Here is a 22399-nt window from a genome sequence, read left to right on the forward strand (position 1 = left end):
TATGGTGAGCGACATATGAAAAAAATCTTGAAACATTCGTTTGAAGCAGTGAGCTTACTGACCACCAATAATGGAATGCTTGATGTCACAATTGTCCCAGCATTTAACCAACCTGATTGGCTGATTCCTAGTAGTTTGATCTTGAGTGTTGACGACTACGATGAGCGTACTTCGTTGTATGAATGGCAGCAACAGGACGTGGTTGTGTTTCATTTATTACCAAAAAATGAGACACCAGATAAGATGATTGTATTAGAAGGTAATACATCGAGTCATCGCTTGGCATTACAAACGGCAGGCGAGCTTCAACAATTACAAGCCCGTATTGCTGAAGTCAAAGATATTGAGCTGCCAGAATCGTTCAATAATACAAAGATTGCAGATAACTCAGAAGCGATGATACCGCTTGACGAAAACGTTGTGCTATCCTATCTTTTTCAAGCCGTTATGATTGATGATAAAGTGTACTTGGTGCCAGACCTAGATAATATCGCTTATCAATTGATTGATTTGGATAGCTAGTTTCTTATTTAGGTTTGGAATGGTCTTTGCGCCAGAGATCATAGCTCAATCCATTCAATTATTTTTAGCTGTTGAATGAATAATGAGTCGCTGTTTGGTCTATATCATTGATAATAGATAACTAATGATGAGGGTAATAGGACAGCTCATGAGAAACACAGAGGTAAGTTTGTCAAAATGGTCAGTCAGCAGTCGTATTTTCCATTGGATCAGCGCGGTTTTATTACTGGTCACGTGGTCGATGATACTGTTATACGAAAATCTTGATAATGGTTTTTACATCGGATTACACAAAGCGTTTGGTATCAGTTTACTGTGTTGGATGATAGCACGGGTGATTAACCGCCTATTGACCAAAGCGCCACCATCTGTGCCAATGCCGAAGTGGCAAGCTTTATTGGCCCACTTAACACATTTTGGACTGTACGCTCTATTGATTGCGATGCCAATTGCAGGGTTGTTGATGTCGGTTTATGGTGGTCGACCAGTGGATATTTTTGGCTTATTTGAGATCCCCGTATTTGTTACGCCAGATAGAGGTTTGGCGCGCTTTTATAATGATTTGCACACGGGTATTATCTGGCCTGCTATCATTGCGTTTACGCTTGCCCATATCGGTGCGGCTTTATACCATCAGTTCATCAAAAAAGACAATTTAATCGCACGCATGAAATAGTGAATGCTTCATTAGCGACTGATTGACACCTATACTAGACACGCAATAAAAAAGCCCTCAGTATCATACTGGGGGCTTTTTTAATACGTTATCAAAGCATCAATAACGGATACTTTGATAAGCTTATTTTTTGTGTTCAGGTAAGCTGATGTTCATCTCTAAGACATCTAAGCTGTCCTCAGAACGATGATTGATATTCACATCATCTATCTGAACGCCATTCACGTACTTATTGACCACTTCGAGTATTTCACGTTTCATCTTTTCGATACGATCAGCAGTGAGGCGATTGTTCAACCGATTTTCGCTAGCCACGATAACCTTGAGGCGTTCAGTAGCCAAATTAGCACTGCCTGCGCTATTGCTGTCATCAGTACCAAATAGGCTACTCCAAAATCCTTTTTTCTTAGTCATCATTAACCTCCAAACCAGCGCTGCAATAAACTCTTTTTCTTCACGTCAATGTGACGCAAAGGACGTTCTTCGCCTAAGAAACGGGCAACGATATCATCATAACACTGACCAGCGATAGAATCGGTATAATGAATGACTGGCTCACCATGGTTAGATGCTTCTAGAACTGAATGGCTTTCAGGAATCACACCAAGTAAAGGCACTTTCAAGATATCATTAGAAATGGTATCAATATCCATCATTTCATTGGCAGCGGCACGTTCGGCATTATAACGAGTGATGACCAGATGCTCACGGACTGAACCTTGGTTTTCTTCTACCTTTTTTGTCTGGCTTTGCAAAATACCAATGATGCGATCTGAGTCACGCACTGAAGAAATCTCAGGGTTGGTGACAATGATGGCCTCATCCGCATGATACATAGCCAACTGTGCACCGCGCTCGATACCAGCAGGCGAGTCACAGATGATATAGTCAAACTGTTTAGACAGCTCTGTCATAACTTCTGCCACACCTTCATCTGTCAGTGCGTCTTTATCACGCGTTTGACTGGCAGGAAGGATGTATAAATTTTCTAGCTGTTTGTCTTTGACAAGCGCTTGCGACAAACGGGCACTACCAGTGATGACATCAACGAAGTCATAAACAATTCGGTTCTCACAACCCATGATCAAGTCTAGATTACGTAGACCTACATCAAAATCGATAACGACTGTTTTATAGCCACGCAACGCTAAACCGGCAGCAAAAGAGGCACTTGTTGTGGTTTTGCCCACACCGCCTTTACCTGAAGTGATTACAACTATCTTCGCCACAATGGCACACTCCTATGAATCAATGGGGTATCTTTTATATGAATAACGCAATTTACTATTGCTCATACACGAAGTGACGACACATACAATGTATGAGCTATCTGCGAAGCTAGCCTAGCATAAATAAACATAAAATTATAGCAAGTCTATACTAAAGCAAAAAACAACTTATAGATAATTTACAAGGCGTTACTGCCCAAAATTGGTCTGACGATTGGGCATCTTGTAAACAGTAAAATAAACGCTCACGGACTCTGCAAATAGTGGCAGAGCTAGAGATTCATCATAGAACATTTTTGTTAAATAAACTTACTATAATATTGATATAACCATTCAAAAGTTTTTTATCGAAGATTTCTAGCGTATTTTGCTGAAAAATAACTGAAACATCTGCGATAAAGAACAATTTTTTGGTTTAAGCATTGTCCATAACAGTAAATACCAAACCTTCACCCTCGACAAACCTCACTTGTACTGACTTATCAATCACATGCTCAGGTAAGTTGTCTCGCAAACAGTAAGTACCTGCCACTGAAACCAGTGTCGGGTTAAATACTTGACAGAAAATACGAGCATCTTTATCGCCTGTTGCTCCTGCCACTAACCGACCTTGAGCACGGCCGTAAACGTGTAAGCTATTGTCAGTGATGGCTTCTGCGCCACTATTGACACTATTGGTCAAAATTAAATCGCCGCCAACGTGATTTAGGCTCTGACCTGAGCGTAGCATTTGATCATAGAACAGACTGGTAATATGCTCAGCACTCACCAATGTTTCTGCTGTGACAGTCGATATAGTTGTTTCAGAGGCTGCGTCATTGGTTGCAGCAGTGTCATGACTTGTTGTATTGGTCTCGCCACTTTGAATATCTGGCGTTTCGCTGACTCTAGCAGGTGGTTTTTTGTTAGAGACAATACGTTCGATACGTTTGCCATCGGCGGGGAATATGGCCAAACGCTGTGCGCGTGCTTGCTCATCTAAGATACCTGTAACGACGCCAATGGGCTGTAGACCCCATGACCATAATAATTCTACCAACGCCGACAAATCCTGCTCAACGTCACTATCGATTAAAACGGGAATATTGCTCGATTTATTACTCAATGTTTTGGCAAGTTCGGCCTCAATAATACTCAGATCATCTGTACTGAACTGCACGCGAGAAAAGGTCAACATTTTGCCATAAAATGCCAACGCTGTTGCAGCGCTTGAAGTCTGATGGTCATTGGTTTGGATGGTCATATATAAATCCTCAAAGATAATCTTGTCGCTGTGTATTCGGTGGCATTTTTATTTTGAGTCGACGCTATTATTGGTTTTATGGTCGAGTCATATGATCAGCATTATAGGTTGAGCATGTCTTGATGCTTCCAATGCTGTACTTTTACTTGTGCTTCAAATTCGGTCAAACTGTCATCAATGATACTAGAGATTAATGTGTTTAGGGCTGTGTTGTCTGTGTCTATTTTTGCGACACCACTGGCTATAGCCACCATCAGTGAATCGAGGCGCTCAGGGTCAAGAAGGCGCTTATTCAAGGCATTAACGACGTTTTCGCCTACATTATGACCTATATGCTGCAACTGCGATTCGATCAAGCTGCCAGCGATAGGTATCATGCGTAGATAGCGGCGCAATTCAGGGGTATTGGCCAAGCCTTCCTCAATAGCATTACCCACCTCAGTCGCTAAAACACCACTGCCTGAAGAGGCGGTCAATTCTTGAAGTTTTGGTGCAAGCTCTTGGCGCAGGACAGACAATAATGCCGCTTCTATCTCACCACGATTGCGCGCAATGGTAGATTCAATAAATGATTTATGGGTATTGGGGTCAGTCAATTGCTGCCGAAAATTCTGAATGGTCGTTAATATGACGCGATCAGACAGCTCTTCTAACAAAAGGTTGATGTAGAACTTGATGCGGTTGATCCACGGTTGCGGCAATACTTGATAGCCGAGCTGATACAGTCGTCTACCAATAATAACCGCTCGAAACAAGCGTAAGGCTCGCAGTTGCGGAAAGCAGCCCAATACTTCGTACCAATGTACGAAAGGAAAAAAGAACCAGCGATAATAGATTTTTTGTTTAATCGCAACGGCCCAGCGTAGTAGCAACTCAACGATTAAAAAAACGGTAAAAAACCCGCCAGCCGTACGTAAGGGTTCATGCAACGTATTTTGGTACCAATCAAGCGCTGTGCCAATGGTCAGCCAAGCAGCAGCATTGTGGCTAAAATCACTCATCAAGATGGCATCAATACTAATCAATAAGAGATCAATACTGATAGCGATAATCATCACAATATCATAAGTGAGCCGTAACCGACTTGGCTTAGGGCGATTTGGTCGTGGCGGTTCATCATCTGACAGATAAGATGATCGATTTGGCACGGTTGCTGAGTCTAGATGCGGGCTAGTAGTAGAGGAGGCGGGCACAGACAAACCTTATAGAGAATGAATAACACAAAAAATAGCGACGTAAATAGAAACATGGCTATTGAGTAATGAGTGAGCAAAAAATCATAGGTTTATGACTTCTCACATTATCAATGAATAGGGGCAAAAAACAACCTATCTTTTATGATAATTACACATTAGTCCTGATCATTTTAAGCGCCATCATTTAACCCAGCCATGTTTACTATTGTCTAAACCGCCTCGATACTCTCAACTATTAAGCAGTAGGCGCTGTTTCAAACTCAGCCAGCATGTCTGTAATCAATTGATCTTTTTCGCGCCATATTTGTTCAACCCATTCAAACATTTGCGCTTTGATTGCAGGATCATTTTCGTAGCCACCGTTTTGAATACCAGCAAATAAATCATCCGGTATCTTGATGTGTCTGACATCAACCCCCAAGCGCTTGATGTTCCCTTTCCATAGATCGCCATAAGTTGGTACGCCATCCGGATAAACAATGGTCATATCTAGCATGCCATCGATATCTGCTCCTAACGCGTTAATAGCCAGCGATAGACCGCCTGCTCTTGGCTTAAGCAAGTGCGTATAAGGGGACTTTTGTAGATCATGTTTGGTCTTAGTGAAGCGCGTACCCTCTAAATAGTTTAGCAAGGTAAATGGCTTGTCTTTTAATAATGCGCAAGCCCGCTTGGCTTCTTCAATGTCTTTGCCTTTTAGGGCAGGGTTTTTTGCGACGGCTTCTTTAGAATAACGACGCATCATTGGGAAGTCTAAAAAGTAAAAAGCTTGACCCACTATCGGAATATAAATCAGCTCAAACTTGGTAAAAAACCGTGTCAATGGTAAGCGCTTTTCGCTAATGTACTGCACAATGCTGGTATCGACCCAAGACTGATGGTTGCTGACGAGTAGGTATTTGCCATTAGTATTGACGTCATCGGGTAATTGAATGCGCCAGTCTTTTCTTGGCAACATATTATCAATTAACGCATTATTGCTACTAATCCAATGATTGGTGATTTTAATCACAGTTTTATCGGCAATCGATGCGCCAGTCAGTATCTTACCAACACCCATGAACCATAAGGGAATACTACAGCTGATACTATTAGCGGCGATGACCCCTGTTGCTGTGGCAAGTGAGACGGCTTTTCCTAGCTTAGGATTACGTTTGTGTATGTTTTTGATAGTAGATGTCAGTCGCATGCTAGATCCTTTTCGGTCAATCTTATTAGTATATAAACTATCCGTTACGGGTGTTGTATATTACCGCTTTTTATCATATCTAATGCTATAGCGTAATTTTAGCAGAAACCTATCCTAGTGTACGAGTGTAAACGTGACTGATGATAATAAAGGTGTGAGGCGTTATAAATAGGATAAGCATGATGATGTTCTTCAAATTCTGATCGAATGTTTATATATAGATGTTATACATAGATGTGACAAAATATTACACATAATTAGAATGTAATTGCCATAATAATGACTAGTGCATATATGCACCTAGAAGGAATTAATACCAAATATTTATAAAAAGCACATTGTACTTATAACTTAGCAACTATTTAGTTAGTGCCTACCTGTCTATGTTAGTGTCTATCTATTTAGTGTCTATAACTTTTAAGCTTAAGAGGAACGATTATGCGTAATACATTAATGATTGCAGCAGTAGCATCAGGCTTGGCTCTTAGTGGTTGTACTACTGATCCAAACACTGGACAACAGCGTTTAAATAAAACAGCACTTGGTACTCTAGTAGGTGCTGCAGGTGGCGCAACGATCTCTAAAGCAACTGGTGGTGACAAAACTGGTCGTGATGCAGCTATCGGCGCAGCTCTAGGTGCAGGCGTTGGTTATTACATGGAGCGTCAAGCCAAGCAACTTGAGCAACAAATGGCTGGTACTGGTGTATCAGTTGAGCAAAACCCAACCACAGGTAACATCGACTTAGTTATGCCAGGTAGCATTACGTTTGCCTTTGATGATGCAACACTAAACTCATCATTCAAGCCTACGCTTAGCAAGCTTGCACAAACGATGAACCAATACAACAAAACCACGGTAAACATCGCTGGTCATACAGATAGCACGGGTTCTGCGTCTTATAACATGGGTCTGTCACGTGATCGTGCTTATTCAGTCGCTAACTACCTAACCGCTCAAGGCGTTGCTTCTAACCGTATCAATGTGATTGCTTACGGTCAAACCCGTCCAATCGCTAGTAACAACACTGAAAGTGGTCGTCAGCAAAACCGTCGTGTTGAGCTAACCATCAACTCACCACAAAGTGTTAACTAATTTATAGTTTTCTATAATTACCATTTATATAATACCTATCAGTTATATCCAAAAAAGATCAGCAACCAGCTGGTCTTTTTTTATGGGTAACGTTTGACCATCAAATATACTTACCACGCCTTTAGCGTCTTTGAGTTTCTAATGTGATGATGAAAAATCATCAATGATTACAGCAGTGGCTATTAAGAGTATCTATTCATATCTCATATCTAAGTGTTCTATTCTAAACAACAAAAAACTTTGAAGCCAATTAACTATATAAAATAATTTGTTGATAATGATTATCAATAAAACTATAATCTATACACAATTTTTGTTGATGTAATATAAATTAGCTTATTAGATATGGTAACCAGTTAACAGCTTGCTAAGTGTTTATAAGGCCGCAATATTCGATATAGCGACTATTATTCAATCAAATCCAATTTGTTTTTGCTGTCTTTTTGAGGATATGTATGACGATTACTACAGTAATGCGCCGTCAGATTTTACCAACGACTTTGGCGGCTACGCTCGCAGGGCTGTTGATGGTGTCAGGCTGCACTAAGCAGGCCAATGAAGATACGAATGCTGATGCGACCACGCAATCAGAGGTGCAAAGCACAGAGACAACGGATGACACAACGCTATCAGCTGTCGACAAGGCACATACTGATAGACTGATGATCAGCTACGCTAATATGGCGCATGCTGCATTTAAAGACTCACTCGATACTGCCAAAGCATTACAAGTGGCAATTGACACTTACGTGGCAACGCCCACGCAATCCAATTTGGACGCCGCGAAAGCTGCCTATAAAATTGCGCGTCAGCCATACTCGCAAACTGAGATTTTTCGTTTTGATGAAGGCTTTGTCACGCCCAATGATAAACGAGCGATTGCTAGTGTAGATAGTTGGGAGGGGCAGATAAATGCATGGCCACTTGATGAAGCGTTGATTGATTATGTCAGTGACACCTACGAAGGTGAGTACAGTAGCAAAGACAATATTATTAACAGCGAGAGCATCACGGTTGGTAGTGTCAAGCAAGATACCAGCACGATCACGCCTGAGCTGTTGGCAGAGATGAATGAGATTGGGGGAAGTGAAGCCAATGTGACAACGGGCTATCACGCGATTGAGTTTATGCTATGGGGACAAGATACCAATGGGGTTAATGAAGGCGCTGGAAATCGTCCAGTAAGCGATTATGTCACCGAAGCGGGTCAATGTACCAGTGGCGATACGGTCAATGAAGATGCCAGCATTTGTGAGCGCCGCGGTGCATTCTTAAAAGCGGCTGCGCAGTTATTAGTAAATGATCTCACAGCGATGGAAGCTGAGTGGCAGCCTGAACGTGACAATACGCTACGCAGTGATCTTATGGCGCGTAAGTATGATAACGGTCTGCGCCAAGTGATGTACCAGATGGGCAGCTTGGCATTGGGTGAGCTTGCTTCTGAGCGTATGCAGGTTGCTTTTGTCACAGGGTCTACCGAAGATGAACACGAATGTTTCAGTGATTTGACGCATCTAAGCTATGCCAATAATGCTCGCGGTATTCAAAATGTCTTTAACGGCAGTTACAGGACAGTCGCTGGCAAAACAGTGGGTGGTTATGGCGTAAAAAACTATCTGGCTGATACTGGTAATCAAGAAGCGGCTGAAAAGTTGGCTGCCGATTTTATCAAAGTAGAAAATGCCTTTAACGTTATTGTAGAAAAAGGCGAAAAAGAAGGCATCAAGGTTGATCAAATGATTGCTACTGTGGGTCAAGCGAGCAAACAAGGCATTTCTGCCGAAGAACAAAATACCCGACGTGGCTGGATTGAAAACGCTATCACAAGCTTACAAGAGCTCACTGACGGTATCGAAAATGCAGCAAAAGCGGTCGGTATAGAAAACTTAGACGCTGATGCTGGTTCGCAGTTTTAAAGCGATAAATACAAGATAGTGAAACCACCTGTGAATAAGTGACCCGCGTTGCTAGCGGTGGTTGGCAACGTGTTTTTTGCGTAGTATAAAAAACGATTTAGTCGGTGCGTCGTTCTGAATGATTCATCAAAAGCATCACACTTTATAGCACGTTTCTAATGGTTCTAAGCTAGGACTAAGGTACGCTCCATGAACGCCTCACATATTACAAAATCTGAACCGTCTTTCTCATTGTACCTGTCTGCTACCAACAAAACACTGTCCGCAAAACTGACACTTGGTTTGGTATGTGCTTTAGCGATTGGTGGTTGCCAGCCTGCTGATAACGAATCTAATGAAGTTTCTGACAATAAAAAAGCGGCAACCAATGACGGTCCAAACCAAGCGCTTGCGCCTGAGCGTATTCAGGTTATAGAGACGCTCTCTGGTGTGCCCATGCAGCAGCTGGCAAGCTTTGATCCGCAAGAGATTAAGCAGGGCGGCGACACGGGTATCAGTATCAGTAGTGCTGAGAGCTATTCTAAACCTTCCTCAAATCTGACAGCTTCACGTAAAGGGTCATTTTTTATTGGCAATGCGTTTTTTCGACAGCCATGGGTGGTTGCGCCTGCCAGTACAGACAGCCGTGATGGTTTGGGTGCTTTGTTCAATGTCGCGGCGTGTCAGTCTTGCCACATAAAAGATGGTCGAGGTCATGCACCAATGAATGCGGATGACGACGCTGACAGTTTACTCATTCGTCTTGCGATGCCAGCGACCACGAACGAACAACGACAACAGTTGCAAGATTCACTTATCGAAAAAATCGCGCATCCTATGTATGGCGGCCAATTACAAGACCGAGGCATTCAAGGTGTACCTGCCGAAGCAAAAGTGGCGGTACAGTGGGCGGACAAACCCATCACGTTCGCTGACGGTCATGTCGAAACGTTGCGCGCCCCCACTTTTACCTTGGACAACCCAGGTTATGGGACGTTTGATGAAGAACTGATGTTATCACCGCGCATTGCTTTGCCGATGATTGGATTGGGATTGTTAGAGCAAATTCCAGACGAAGATATCAAAAAACAAGCAATCAATCCTAATAAAAATAGCCCAAATGAGGGTATCAGTGGTAAATTTAACTGGGTAATGGATCCGCAAACAGGCAAAAAGGCGCTTGGACGCTTTGGCTGGAAAGCAGGTCAAACCAAGCTCATTACGCAGAACCAAAGTGCTTTTAATGAAGACATGGGATTGACGTCGAACATTCGTCCTCATGAGTCTTGTATGCCGATGCAAACCGCTTGTGTCAATGCGGTGACTGGGGAAGATGAGCAAGGCAATGATAAACCGCCTGTGGAAGTGAATGATGAAGTGGCGAAATTTGTGGAATTTTATACCCGCAATTTGGCTGTACCTCATCGACGCCGTGCGGATGATAAACAGGTACTGGCGGGCAAAAAGCGTTTTTATGAGATGGGTTGCCAAAGTTGTCATACGCCACGATATCAGTTGCCAAAAACCGATGACGACCATTTTGAGCAGCATGGACAAGTGATTTATCCTTATACAGATTTATTGCTACATGATATGGGTGATGACCTTGCAGATCGTACAGTTGCGGGTAAGCTACCGCCAAGAGATGCCCAAGTTGAATTTTTAGCCAACTCTTACGAATGGCGGACGCCTGCGTTATGGGGCATCGGTCTTGCCAAAACCGTCGATCCACAAGCGACTTTTTTGCATGATGGTCGCGCTCGTACATTGATGGAGGCGGTGCTGTGGCATGGCGGAGAAGCCAAAAAACAACAGCAACAAGTCCTAAAGTTGGACAAGCAGGGGCGTGATGAATTGAATGCGTTCTTGAAATCATTGTAAAAACTATTATAAAAATCACTAAACGGGAACTGTATGAAAATAAACCATGCTTTAGCAATGGCCTTATCTGCCCTAAGCGCTGGACTCCTTATCAGCTGCGTAAAGCCTGCTGACGAAAATAAAGCACTAGATGACAGCAGCCAAAAGGTGGCGCAAGATAGTGCTGCTCCTGCCAGTGCAGAAGAAGGGGCGACTGAAAATGCAACTAAAATTACTGCTGTAAGTATCAGCGCCGATACTGAAAAAACCTACTTAATGCATGTGGCAAACGATATCGTCATTCCAGCGTATGCGGATGCAGCCAAGCAAAGCGATGTGCTGCATGATCTGGCGCAAAAGCATTGCCAACAAGCACCAGTAAGCGGCGAGAAGCTACAAGAATTGCGTGAGCAATGGTTGGTATTGGCGCAAGCATGGGCACGGGCTGAGATGGTGAATTTTGGTCCGGCAACCGATAGCATGAGCAATCTGTATATCAACTATTATCCGGATGAGCGTGGATTGGTACATAGTGGCGTCGCTGAGCTTATTGCAGCCAATCCAGAATTGACGGCTGAGCAGCTTGCTAATGAAAGTGCTATCGTTCAAGGCGTACCAGGGTTGGAAGAAGCCTTATATGCCAATGAGCGTTTAGATGCTGGTCAATGCGCTTATGTGATAAGTGCCAGTAGTGCTTTGAGTACACGTCTAAAGGATATTGAGAAAAGCTGGCAGCAAAACGCAACCCAATTATTGGCAATAGATAAAACCGCTGGAAGCGATCAAGGGTTGAACCAATGGTTTAATGCTTTGCTGTCCTTAGTTGAGACCATGAAATCAAATGCTATTGAGCAGCCATTAGGCTTGACAGGGAAAGCCAAAGGTCATCTGCCTGCTGCGACCGCTGGGCAAAGCCGTGCCATCGTCAATGCCAAATTGGCGGCGTTGAATGACACCCTGACAGATCCTGTGTTGACAGCGATTTTGGGCAGTAATGATAAAAATAAAGTGGCGGATAATCTATCGACTGCGCTTGCTGACGCAACAACACTATTGGCGCAGATGCCAGAAGATTTGGCCACTGCTGATAAGGCTACCCAGCAAGAGCTACTGAATCATATGACGACCATTACTCGCTTGATTAAGCGTCAATTGATTCCAGCACTCGGTATTCGGGTTGGCTTCAACAGTACTGATGGCGATTAACCCATGCAAATTATCGACGCAAAGCCTGCGCCACCTCTGCTCGAAACGACCAATCAGTCATCTGGATCTGGCAATAGTCAAGTAAGAGAAGTCATGAAACAGCTGGCGCATGAGCTGCTGGTGACCTCAGCATTGACCCTAATAGGCACCGGGGCACTGGTCGGTATTCACCATCGCTATCGTAAACAGCGCCAGCTGGATGCAAGCGTGCAAGATTATGTGACGGGGCTGCGCTCACAGTTTGGTGTATTGCCGTCAGTATCTAGGTGGCAACTAAAGCGTTTGGGCAACGCTTGTCAGCAGGCAACGATAGCATGGCAACGTGCTTACTATCATGACTCGCTAGCGGATAGCGGTGGCGACAATAGGGTGGTTAGCTCTGACATTAGCACAACACATACCACTACCATACTGTCGCGCCCTGTCTGCTGGGTCAGCGGTGTCGCTTCGATGCCAAAGAATAATACAGTGCTGCAAGACAAATACGATGCCCAAGCTAACAATATCAACGATTTTGGCGTTGTTGGTATTGATGCAGATAGGCAAATCGTTTGGCAAACCACCATGCCTGAACGTGTCCATGATATTGTGGTGCAGCCAATAATTGATGCCCAAGACAGGCTTAGCAACACAGCTCAAAGCCGTGATGTCGTGGTAATGGGTCGTCGCCCTAGTGAGAAATTCTGGGTATTAGAGGCCGCGACAGGCCAAGTAAAAGCCGCTATCAATGCTTTAGACAATCGCCATTTTTATGGTCACGCTTGCTACAGTCTCGATGGTAAGTGGCTCTATGTGACCGAGAATGACACGGTAAGTTTAAATGGTAAAATCGGTCTTTATGACGCCTATGAAAATTATAAAAAAATTGCAGAATTTGACTCGCATGGCATTGGGCCACACGAGTTAATCATGCATCCAGATGGCAAAACACTGGTCATTGCCAATGGCGGTATCAAAACCGAACAAGCCTCACGTGAGGAGCTGAATTTAGATACCATGCGTCCATCGTTGGTTTATCTAGACCGTTATGATGGGTCATTGCTTGAGCAAGTCGAACCTGAACACAATCAAATGAGTGTGCGTCATTTGGCGATGCACGATAATGGCACGGTGATGATTGGCATTCAGTTCCAAGGCGATAAGCACATTAATGTGCCACTGGTACTGACGCATAAACGCGGCGATACTGACTTTTGCCCTTTACGTATGCCACACAATCAGTGGCAACGCTTTCATCAATACATTGCCAGTGTGGCATTGGATAGTGAGCGTAATCAATTATGTGTGACTACGCCGATTGGCGGATGTGCCGCACTCTTTGATTTAAACACTTATGCTTTGATCGACACCATCCGTTTGCCAGATTGTGCCGGCGCTGCCGTCATCGCAGATAACGCAAGCATAGCTGACAGGGCAAGCAATCAGCATAAAAAGTCAGGTTTCATTGTCAGTGATGGACAAGGTCAATTAACCACATTGCGCGTGAATCACGGATCAACGGCTTCATCAAATTTAAATAACATTGATTTTAATCATGAAAGTTTGAGTGAGGATCAAGAGCATGTACAGGTAGATAGACTGCAACATAGAATGTCTTTTGATAACCATTTGCAAGCGTTACTATAGAGTCGATTCTAAATAAAACAGAACCATGATATTGCAACGCGGCACTGGTATAAATGTTTCTTGCGTGCTGTGCCTGCGCAGACAGAAGCTGCAAAAGCCCCGATTCCAGTCCCGCTGTATCACTTCTATATTGAACGCACTATAGCAAACGAGACTGTGATAAACGAGACTGTGACAAGCACGGCAGGAGCAGCCAAATTAGGGAAAAGATGATGTTACAGGACAAGACCTCGATATTAACAGATGCCAAAGCGCGTCTTACCCAAGCAGGTATCGAGTTACACGTGACCAAAAAGCACGTCAAAAACATCAATTTTCGTCTTAAGCCACACACCTTGACGGTCTCTGTACCGAGAGTGATTAGCACCGTACAAATTGAACAAGCAATCGCTAAGCGTGTGCCGTGGGCGATTGCCAATCATGCGCAAGTATTAGAGCAATACAAACGCAAACAACACCGTTCATCAGATGCGTTAAATGAAAACTTAAATAGTAACAGTCCGCTGTTGTTGTGGGGTTGCACGCAACCTTTTGTACTAAACCACGATGAAAAAATGGCGTATTATCGGCAGCAGCTCGCTGACGTACTACCAGCGTTGTTTGAAAAATGGCAGCCAGTCGTTGGCGCTAGTGCCAATGAGATACGTCTAAAAAAAATGCACACACGCTGGGGCAGTTGTAACACAAGAGCGCGGCGAATTTGGCTGTCTACCTACTTGCCAGCTTATCCGCTTGAATGCACAGAATACGTTATTGTTCATGAGTTATGCCATTTGCATCAGGCGAATCATAGCCCTGCCTTTTGGCAAGCGGTGGCGACAGCGATGCCAGATTACCAGCGCTGGCATAATATATTGGCAGGTAAAACGGGACAGTTAGATTAAACAAGACAAGGAAGTCAAATGGAACAGGTCAGTGAAGCCAAATTTTGGCAGCAGCGTTATGAACAAGACAGTATCGGTTGGGACATGGGTGAGGTATCACCGCCGCTCAAAGCTTATGTTGATCAACTACCTGAATCGGCTAAAGACCAAGCCATTTTAGTGGCGGGTGCGGGTAATGCTTATGAAGTTGGTTACTTGCATGAGCAAGGCTTTACTGACGTGACCTTGGTTGATTTTGCGCCAGCACCGATTGAGGCGTTTGCTCAGCGCTATCCTGATTTTCCCACCGAAAATCTAATTTGTGCCGATTTTTTTACCTTGTCAGCTGAGGACCATCAGTTTGATTGGGTGCTTGAACAGACGTTTTTTTGTGCGATTGATCCGTCGCGCCGTGACGAGTATGTCAAGCAGATGGCAGCGCTACTCAAGCCTAATGGCAAACTAGTAGGTCTGTTATTTGATAAAGTGTTTGGGCGAGATGAGCCACCGTTTGGCGGTACAACAGCGGAATATCAACAGCGTTTTGAGAGTCACTTTGAGATTGATATCATGGAACCCAGTCATAACTCGCACCCAGCACGGCAGGGGAGTGAGTTGTTTATCAAGATGCGCGTAAAAGGTTGATTTCATGTTCTATGTTTGAGCGAGCCTGCGTTTCTAGCTGCTGATAATGCTCAGTAAGATACAGGCGTGGGTGCGCCAACAAGGTCTGTAATACCTGCGTGCGCCCCGTTTTATAATCTGTCATAGGTACATGTGCATACTCTTGACGGATGGCTCGTGCATAGTGCTCATACTCAGGCCAAGGCATGCCTAATATGCTCAAATCCATGTCCAGCATATACGCGGCATCGCTGCGTTTATTATAGTCTGCCAACTCAGTCAATTGATGAGTGGCCGTCATCATAATCAAGTCGTAGATATGTTGGCATTGCTGGTCATTCAAATAATGGACCAGTTTATCTGACATATACTCAGCGCTTTTTATCTCGTTGTCTGAGCGCATCGGATTGTATATCACATCATGATAATACAAAGCCAACGCGATGATATGAGGCTGGTGAAGGTGCTGGCGAATGTGTTCAAATTGAAAAAACAGCTGCTGGATATGACGTAAGCTATGATAAGCACGCTGAATCTCATTGTAATGCGCAGCAATATCGAGCCACAGAGTGCGTGACTCTGCTGGCGTAATATCGCTATTGAGCGCAAATAGATGCTGCGAAAAACGATTGCCAAGCTCAATATTTATCTGTGACAAATCTCTCATAATCACCCTGATTATTTATCCATCGCCCTTATGGTCAATCCAATATAAAATACATGCAGGGCTGCCAGCGTCTATTTTCTTGCTTGCTGCGCCTCCGCAGACAGAGGCTACGAAAATATATTGCTGGCAATGCCTTATTATGGTTGTACCTTTTTTATTTAGGATCAACTATATTTATCAGCATCTTTCGATCCGCTCTGAGCCGCATCTTCAAACGCTTGCTTGAATAACTTACCCAGCAGATTAACATCATCGACACGGGCATAGTTTAGACGGGTAACAAAGGCAATGTGACGATGTGGTCCTTCTTCTGCCAGCGGTACTGCAACGGCGTTTTGATCCTGTAAATTGAGCTGATCCAGCGCCATCTCAGGCACCAATGTCGTTCCCATATTGGCAAGAGCCATCTGAATAAGAGTGTTGAGACTGGCATCCGAAAAACTGGACTTCATTTGTGTGCGGTCGAAGTGGCATACGGACAGCGTTTGATCAGTTAGGCAATGCCCTTCACCCAATAGCATCAGATTGGCAGTGGCCAGCTCATCAGAATTGATTGTGTCAAGCTTGGCATGTACGTCATTTTTTGGAAAAACAGCAAAGAAATCTTCGCTCCAAAACTCAAAGCTGTGTAGCCCATCCACTGCATAAGGTAGAGCAATAATAGCGGTATCAATATGACCATAACGCACTTGCTCGAGCAAGCGCTCTGTTTGCTGCTCAACAATGCTCATGCGAAACTCTGGATAGTGTTTTCGTAGAGCAGGCAATACTTTGGGCAATAAATAAGGGGCAATGGTGGGGATAATACCAACTGTCATGGGGTAAGCAAGCGCAGACTGATGGCTGTGTGCTCGTGTGGTCAAATCGTTCACCTCAGAGAATACCCGCTGAGCCCGCGCTAAAATATCTTCACCGATTGGGGTAATCAATACTTGCTTGTTATTACGCTCAAAAATCTGCGTATCCAGTTGTTTCTCTAACTCTGCAATACCTAAGCTCAGCGCAGACTGTGAGATATTACAGTCCTCTGCGGCACGTTTGAAATGTCGGTGTTTGGCCACGGCTAGAGCGAATTCAAGTTGACGTAAAGTAATCATAAGACCTCTTCTATTAATGGGCTTTCGGTGTAGTTTATGATGTTGATCGACTCGGTACAGCGGTTCGAGACAATTATTCGACATCATCGGTTATTAATGTTCTTAATAAAATTGTCACTTACCTATAGTAAACTGAGAATAAAACTAGAGAGAATAGTTTAACAAGTTTAATAAAACAAAACATCACATTAAAAAGTTTTAACTGGATTAACGATAGAATTCGCGTATAGTTTGTCAGGTAGCCCAGAACGTAGAAGGCTTAATAGAAAAACCAGATAAATATGTTCCACTTAACTCAACAATAAAGGAGCCAATCATGGCGTCTATTATCAATCAAGAAATCCCAGAATTTTCAGCAGATGCGTATGTAAATGGTGAATTCAAAACCATCACTTCAGAAGACGTAAAAGGCAACTGGGCAATTTTCCTATTTTACCCAGCTGATTTTACTTTTGTTTGCCCAACTGAGCTTGAAGACATGGCCGCTCATTACGACGAGCTAAAAGGTTTGGGCGTAGAAGTATACTCAGTATCGACTGACACGCATTTCACGCACAAAGCATGGCATGATTCTTCAGAAGCAATCGGCAAAGTAAATTACCCAATGATCGGCGATCCTACTGGTAAAATTACTCGTGGCTTCAACGTCATGATTGAAGAAGCTGGTTTGGCTGAGCGCGGTACATTCTTAGTTGATCCTGATGGTTTGATCCAAGTAGCTGAAATCCATGCAGGCGGTATCGGCCGTAGTGCAAAAGACATGCTACGTAAGGTAAAAGCAGCACAATATGTTCGTGAGAACGATGGTGAAGTTTGTCCAGCAGCTTGGGAACAAGGCGGCGACACTTTGAAGCCAAGTCTTGATCTTGTTGGTAAAATCTAATATTTAAATAATTATCTTATAAAGAGTAGTTATTTTATAAAGATAATAATTGAATATAGTAAAGGCTCTATCAGCGATGATAGAGCCTTTTCTAATGGGCTAAATATGGTTTGTAACACTAGATTTATTATAACAATAGGCTTACGTTTTAAGAAAATAGACGTGGATCACTCGCTCAAAGCGTGTGGTTTGTTTTTCTCAATCACCCTATAAATCTCATCTTTGAGATGCAATTTTCGTCGTTTCATATGCTCTATTTCTTCTTCGCGACTGGCATGTTGTATCACATCTTTTTCAAGCTGGTTGATTTGCTGATCAAGCTCAGTATGCTCATCAAAAATACTCGCAAAATGGCTGTCTTTTTGCTTAAGTTCAGCAATGATCTCTTTATTGTCTTGAAATGTTTCCGTCTTTCTCATCTGGTCATCCTTATTATGAGGCGCAAATTTGCGACAAGCGATCGCGCAGTATGGTTAAGATTCTAAGACTTAAATAGTATTGAAGCAGAAAACTATCTGACTCAATGTCAGCAAAAAAACTTTTAAAGCACACATACAAAAGCCAATTTGCCATAGGGGTAGTGAGAAGTTTTCTCACTACCCTCATTCGATTGTAGCGAAAAAACACCCTTGATACTACGGTAATAAATCGTCTTTAGGTTTATATTTAATTTCATAATTTGATTTACGATTGGTTTTATAAAACATAAGGTTTGGGTTTCTCAGCTTGCTCATACTGCTATAACCTATGATAATAGGGACATTAAAGGGCATTACACCGTTGCCCAAACTGTTTTAAATACAATGACTCACAATAACTGACTAACATTTAAGAACGCAACAAGACAGTTGCCGTTACATATCCAGTAATAATAAGGAACAAACATGATAGATCAAGCTTTATTAGATGCCGTAAAGAGCTATAGCGAAAACATGACTCGTCCTATTACCTTTGTATTGGGTAGTGGCGAACATAACAAGCGTGCTGAATTGATTGATTTTTTAACCAAAATCGCAGGTACGACTGACAAAATCAACTTCGATGCAGAAGCGACTGACGATAGTTTGCCGAGCGCAATTAGTTTCAAAGTAGTCAGTCACATTGATGGAGAATCGGCTGATACAGGTATCGTATTTAGCGGTATTCCTGGTGGGCATGAATTTACGTCATTGATTTTGGCAATCTTGCAAGCTGGCGGTCACACCTTAAAGTTGGATGAAGGTATCCAAAAATTAGTTAAGCGTTTTAATAAGCCGCTACAGTTTCAAACATATGTATCATTGTCTTGCCACAGCTGTCCTGAAGTGGTGCAAGCCTTGAATCAGTTTGCATTACTCAATGACGACATCAGCAACGAGATGATTGATGGTGCATTGTTCCAAGAACAAGTAGAAGCGAACAAAATCCAAGGTGTACCAGCGGTATTCTTAAACGGGAAACCGTTTGCCAATGGTTTGATCGACACGGCTAAATTGATCGGAAAACTACAAGAACAGTTCCCAGATTTGTTGGCAGACGTCGAAGACGATGCTGAGCAACTAGAACAGCAAGATGTCACTATCATCGGTGCTGGCCCTGCGGGCGTTGCCGCAGCCATTTATACAGCGCGTAAAGGTCTTAAAGTTACAATGGTCGCCGATCGTATCGGTGGGCAGGTCAAAGACACGCAAGATATCGAAAACCTGATCTCTGTGCCTTTAACCAATGGTACTGACTTATCGACCAATTTCGTCAAGCATTTATCTGAATACAACATCACGCTAAAAGAGCATGTGAGTGTCAAAGATATCGGCGAGACGGAAGAAGAAAACTACAGCATCAACCTAAATACCGGTGAGTCGTTTGAGACGCGCAGTATTATCTTGGCGACAGGTGCCCAGTGGCGCAAGCTTGGTGTACCGGGTGAAGAAGAAAACATCGGTAAAGGCGTGGCGTTTTGTGCTCACTGTGATGGTCCATTTTTTAAAGGCAAAGACATCTCAGTCATTGGCGGTGGTAACTCAGGTGTTGAGGCTGCATTAGATTTGGCTGGTATCGTCAAGCATGTTACCGTGCTAGAGTTTGCTGATGAGTTAAAAGCGGATCAAGTATTGATTAATAAAGCCAAAGAAAAATCCAATATCGAATTTATCACTGGTGCCGCGACCCAAGAGATCAAAGCGACTGACGGTAAAGTGTCTTCTATCGTTTATCAAGATCGCAGCACAGGTGAGACGCATGAGCGTGATTTATCAGGCGTGTTTGTACAGATTGGTTTAGTGCCAAATACTGGGTTTATCAAAGGTTTTGTCGATTTAAACCGTTTTGGTGAAATTGAGATTGATGAGCGCTGCCGCACGGATCGTAAAGGCATTTTTGCTTGTGGTGATGTGACAACCGTACCATTTAAGCAAATTAATATTGCAATGGGTGAGGGTTCAAAAGCAGCGTTATCGGCATTTGAATACTTGGTTATGCAATAGATTATTTAGATTTAGATTTAGATGAAGAAGCCACCTCAAATTGAGGTGGCTTTTTTGTCACGATTATCCGCTCTTGTTTCGAATCAAAGCAATAACGGGTAACGCCACCACGTACATCAAAACCCCATACACAGCGGCTGGTAGGGCAATGGCTGGTAGCCCCGCTGCTGTACCCATAATAATCGGCGCTAGAGTAATGGCTGTCGTGCTGTTCTGAATACTGGTTTCTATGGAGATGGTTTTGGTATCAAACCAGCTCAGCTTAAATAACTGAGAGGTCAAAATACTCAAGACAAACAAGCCCATAATAATCAATATAAGCTCTACGCCAATATTGGCAAGTTGCGACTGTAGCAACGCCCAGTTAGAGGCAATAGCAGCAAAAACAATCAAAACAAAGAAGATACTGGCTAAGCCGTTTAGAATACCGCTTCTACGTATCATAAAGTTAGTGAACTTATAACGAGCGAGCATACCCAGCGTAACAGGTAATGTCGTCAACAAAAACATTACTAACCCAATTTTTACAGCGCTGATGGAGCCTGCTTTATCTTGCATAAAGTGGTCAAAGGCTACGGTAATAAAGATGGGCAACGTCACGACTGATAACAAACTGACCACGCCTGTGAGTGCAACCGATAGCGCCACATTACCTTTGGCATAATAGGTGAGAATATTACTGGTGACACCGCCTGGACAAAAACTGATTAACATAATGCCAAAAGCCATGGCAGGTGGTGGCACCATGACCAGCACTACCGCCAATGCCACCAGTGGCACGAATATCACTTGATTGACTAAACCCACAAAAAACGCTTTGGGATGACTAGCGATTACCTTGAAGTCACTGGGTTTTAATCCTGTACCTAAGGTAAACATAATGTAGGCAAGTGCCAGTGGAAGTAAAGCGAGGGCAGTGTTATCCATAAAACATTCCTTGTAAAGTGACACTCAAGCTAGGACGATTTTTACATCACTCACATTCCTTGTGACGATATTTTTTAGCGGCTACCTATCGGTTATTTAGGGGCTACAAAACACAATAACATACGACAAGAGAGGTCTTCTAATACTAAGACTGTCGCAGTAGTCCATTTTGCTATCGTTAATCCTAAATAAAAAAGGCACAACAATGATAATGGACTGCCAACGATATGTGTTCGTAGCCTCTGTCTGAAGGCACAGCAAGTAAGAAAATATGACGTTGGCAGCACTGTATTTATTTTATATTGGATCGACTATATCTCATCATTTATGGTGTTTTACAAGGTTAATTCGCTAATACGCCAGCCAGTGAAATGATCTCGCCTGTCTCGTCTTCTGTAATAATCCGCGTCTCTTTTAAAGCAGTTTTGATCCAAGTGTCCATATGCGGTTTGTTTATCATCATCTGACAATACTGCTGAGTCGTTGGTTGTAAAGTTAATCCAGAAGCTTTGGCGTAGGTTTGTAAACGTAGAACCACGGGGGCAAAAAAAGCATCGGCAACCGTAAAACATCCAAATAGGTAGCTGTCTGATGAGCGGTTTTTTAAGCAATCTGCAAAGATGGCTTCAATACGGACGATATCTGCTAAGCAAGCGCTGCTTGGTTGTATCTTAGCCGTCGCTCGAATATTCATTGGCATCTCATTACGAATACCTGTCATCCCTGAATGCATCTCTGCCACGATACTTTGGCAGTAAGCGCTATCTACTCTATGACGATTGTCGCCCTTATTTACCTCAGATTTAATGTTTCCTGTCCAAATGTCTTTGTCTGTCAAAAAACTATTGGCATACATGGCAATCGCTAACGTGTCCCAAACGGTGACTTTTTGATCATCTTGACCGCAGACGAGTACGGGTACTTTACCCGTTGGCGCATGCTCGTTAAGTATGGGCAAGGCTGACGAATCAAACAGCTCGATGGGCTGCTCCTCAAACTCAATCTCAAAGGCTTTTAAGAGTAGCCATGCTCGCAATGACCAAGAGGAATAGTTTTTATTACCGATAATCAGTAGTGGTTTTTGCACAGTCGCATCCTATATTTTTGAGGGAGTAACATTGTAGTATGCTGTCAAACTT

General features: G+C 43.2%; 21 protein-coding genes. 11 read left to right on the forward strand and 10 right to left on the reverse strand.

All coding sequences use genetic code 11. The features are described 5' to 3' along the window. Positions 1–15: 15 nt before the first annotated feature. Together CIK80_RS09570 and CIK80_RS09575 are read left to right on the forward strand one after the other, a co-directional pair. Positions 16–522: a hypothetical protein gene (locus CIK80_RS09570; RefSeq protein ID WP_095569814.1), complete on the forward strand. Its 507-nt coding sequence runs from the start codon at positions 16–18 to the stop codon at positions 520–522. 148 nt (positions 523–670) lie between these two features. Next, complete coding sequence (locus CIK80_RS09575) at positions 671–1198, forward strand: cytochrome b (protein ID WP_095569815.1); 528 nt, start codon at positions 671–673, stop codon at positions 1196–1198. Positions 1199–1321: 123 nt separating this feature from the next. Here CIK80_RS09575 and minE read toward each other — a convergent pair whose 3' ends face one another. From minE to CIK80_RS09600, 5 genes are all read right to left on the reverse strand, one after another. Next, the gene (gene minE / locus CIK80_RS09580; protein ID WP_062846006.1) at positions 1322–1612 is read right to left on the reverse strand and encodes a cell division topological specificity factor MinE; all 291 of its coding nucleotides are present in this window, start codon (positions 1610–1612) and stop codon (positions 1322–1324) included. A 2-nt stretch (positions 1613–1614) separates the two neighbouring features. Continuing rightward, on the reverse strand, positions 1615–2427 hold the full coding sequence (gene minD, locus CIK80_RS09585; RefSeq protein ID WP_062845422.1) for a septum site-determining protein MinD: 813 nt from the start codon (positions 2425–2427) through the stop codon (positions 1615–1617). 415 nt (positions 2428–2842) lie between these two features. Next, a complete protein-coding gene (gene minC, locus CIK80_RS09590; protein WP_062845421.1) occupies positions 2843–3670 on the reverse strand; it encodes a septum site-determining protein MinC in 828 nt (275 codons plus the stop codon). 101 nt (positions 3671–3771) lie between these two features. Continuing rightward, a complete protein-coding gene (locus CIK80_RS09595; protein ID WP_095569816.1) occupies positions 3772–4863 on the reverse strand; it encodes a hypothetical protein in 1092 nt (363 codons plus the stop codon). Positions 4864–5101: 238 nt separating this feature from the next. Further along, on the reverse strand, positions 5102–6055 hold the full coding sequence (locus tag CIK80_RS09600) for an acyltransferase (protein WP_062845419.1): 954 nt from the start codon (positions 6053–6055) through the stop codon (positions 5102–5104). 438 nt (positions 6056–6493) lie between these two features. Here CIK80_RS09600 and CIK80_RS09605 point away from each other — a divergent pair, with 438 nt between their 5' ends. The 7 genes from CIK80_RS09605 to CIK80_RS09635 all read left to right on the forward strand — a co-directional run bounded on the left by CIK80_RS09605 (position 6494) and on the right by CIK80_RS09635 (position 15245). Beyond that, complete coding sequence (locus CIK80_RS09605) at positions 6494–7150, forward strand: OmpA family protein (protein ID WP_062845418.1); 657 nt, start codon at positions 6494–6496, stop codon at positions 7148–7150. A gap of 455 nt (positions 7151–7605) precedes the next feature. Further along, a complete protein-coding gene (locus CIK80_RS09610) occupies positions 7606–9066 on the forward strand; it encodes an imelysin family protein (protein ID WP_095569817.1) in 1461 nt (486 codons plus the stop codon). Positions 9067–9255: 189 nt separating this feature from the next. Further along, a complete protein-coding gene (locus CIK80_RS09615; protein ID WP_095569818.1) occupies positions 9256–10926 on the forward strand; it encodes a di-heme oxidoredictase family protein in 1671 nt (556 codons plus the stop codon). 33 nt (positions 10927–10959) lie between these two features. Continuing rightward, positions 10960–12111, forward strand: coding sequence for an imelysin family protein (locus CIK80_RS09620; RefSeq protein WP_095569819.1), 1152 nt, complete (start codon positions 10960–10962; stop codon positions 12109–12111). A gap of 3 nt (positions 12112–12114) precedes the next feature. After that, a complete protein-coding gene (locus tag CIK80_RS09625) occupies positions 12115–13737 on the forward strand; it encodes a DUF1513 domain-containing protein (RefSeq protein ID WP_257011734.1) in 1623 nt (540 codons plus the stop codon). A 212-nt stretch (positions 13738–13949) separates the two neighbouring features. Next, positions 13950–14621, forward strand: a complete 672-nt coding sequence (locus tag CIK80_RS09630; protein ID WP_095569820.1) for a YgjP-like metallopeptidase domain-containing protein — start codon at positions 13950–13952, stop codon at positions 14619–14621. 18 nt (positions 14622–14639) lie between these two features. Next, positions 14640–15245 (forward strand): methyltransferase domain-containing protein, encoded by a 606-nt coding sequence (locus tag CIK80_RS09635; RefSeq protein WP_095569821.1) that lies wholly within the window; start codon positions 14640–14642, stop codon positions 15243–15245. Here the strand turns inward: CIK80_RS09635 and CIK80_RS09640 are convergent. Further along, positions 15223–15891 (reverse strand): hypothetical protein, encoded by a 669-nt coding sequence (locus tag CIK80_RS09640; protein ID WP_095569822.1) that lies wholly within the window; start codon positions 15889–15891, stop codon positions 15223–15225. The genes CIK80_RS09635 and CIK80_RS09640 overlap by 23 nt on opposite strands. A gap of 164 nt (positions 15892–16055) precedes the next feature. Next, positions 16056–16988, reverse strand: a complete 933-nt coding sequence (locus CIK80_RS09645) for a hydrogen peroxide-inducible genes activator (protein ID WP_062845410.1) — start codon at positions 16986–16988, stop codon at positions 16056–16058. Between the two features lie 316 nt (positions 16989–17304). Between CIK80_RS09645 and ahpC the strand changes: the two genes are divergently transcribed. Beyond that, positions 17305–17871, forward strand: coding sequence for an alkyl hydroperoxide reductase subunit C (gene ahpC / locus CIK80_RS09650; RefSeq protein WP_062845409.1), 567 nt, complete (start codon positions 17305–17307; stop codon positions 17869–17871). A gap of 167 nt (positions 17872–18038) precedes the next feature. Here the strand turns inward: ahpC and CIK80_RS09655 are convergent, their stop codons facing one another. Next, positions 18039–18290: a DUF465 domain-containing protein gene (locus CIK80_RS09655; protein ID WP_087039718.1), complete on the reverse strand. Its 252-nt coding sequence runs from the start codon at positions 18288–18290 to the stop codon at positions 18039–18041. Positions 18291–18755: 465 nt separating this feature from the next. Between CIK80_RS09655 and ahpF the strand changes: the two genes are divergently transcribed. Then, entirely contained in the window at positions 18756–20333 is a 1578-nt protein-coding gene (gene ahpF / locus CIK80_RS09660) for an alkyl hydroperoxide reductase subunit F (RefSeq protein WP_095569823.1), read from the forward strand. 63 nt (positions 20334–20396) lie between these two features. Here the strand turns inward: ahpF and CIK80_RS09665 are convergent, their stop codons facing one another. Together CIK80_RS09665 and CIK80_RS09670 are read right to left on the reverse strand one after the other, a co-directional pair. After that, positions 20397–21260 carry a bile acid:sodium symporter gene (locus tag CIK80_RS09665; RefSeq protein ID WP_095569824.1) on the reverse strand — a complete coding sequence of 288 codons (864 nt, stop codon included), beginning with the start codon at positions 21258–21260 and terminating at the stop codon, positions 20397–20399. A gap of 343 nt (positions 21261–21603) precedes the next feature. Next, positions 21604–22347, reverse strand: a complete 744-nt coding sequence (locus CIK80_RS09670; protein ID WP_095569825.1) for a glutathione S-transferase family protein — start codon at positions 22345–22347, stop codon at positions 21604–21606. Positions 22348–22399: the final 52 nt, after the last annotated feature.

Source organism: Psychrobacter sp. JB193, assembly GCF_002285555.1.
GTDB classification, from domain to species: Bacteria; Pseudomonadota; Gammaproteobacteria; order Pseudomonadales; family Moraxellaceae; genus Psychrobacter; species Psychrobacter alimentarius.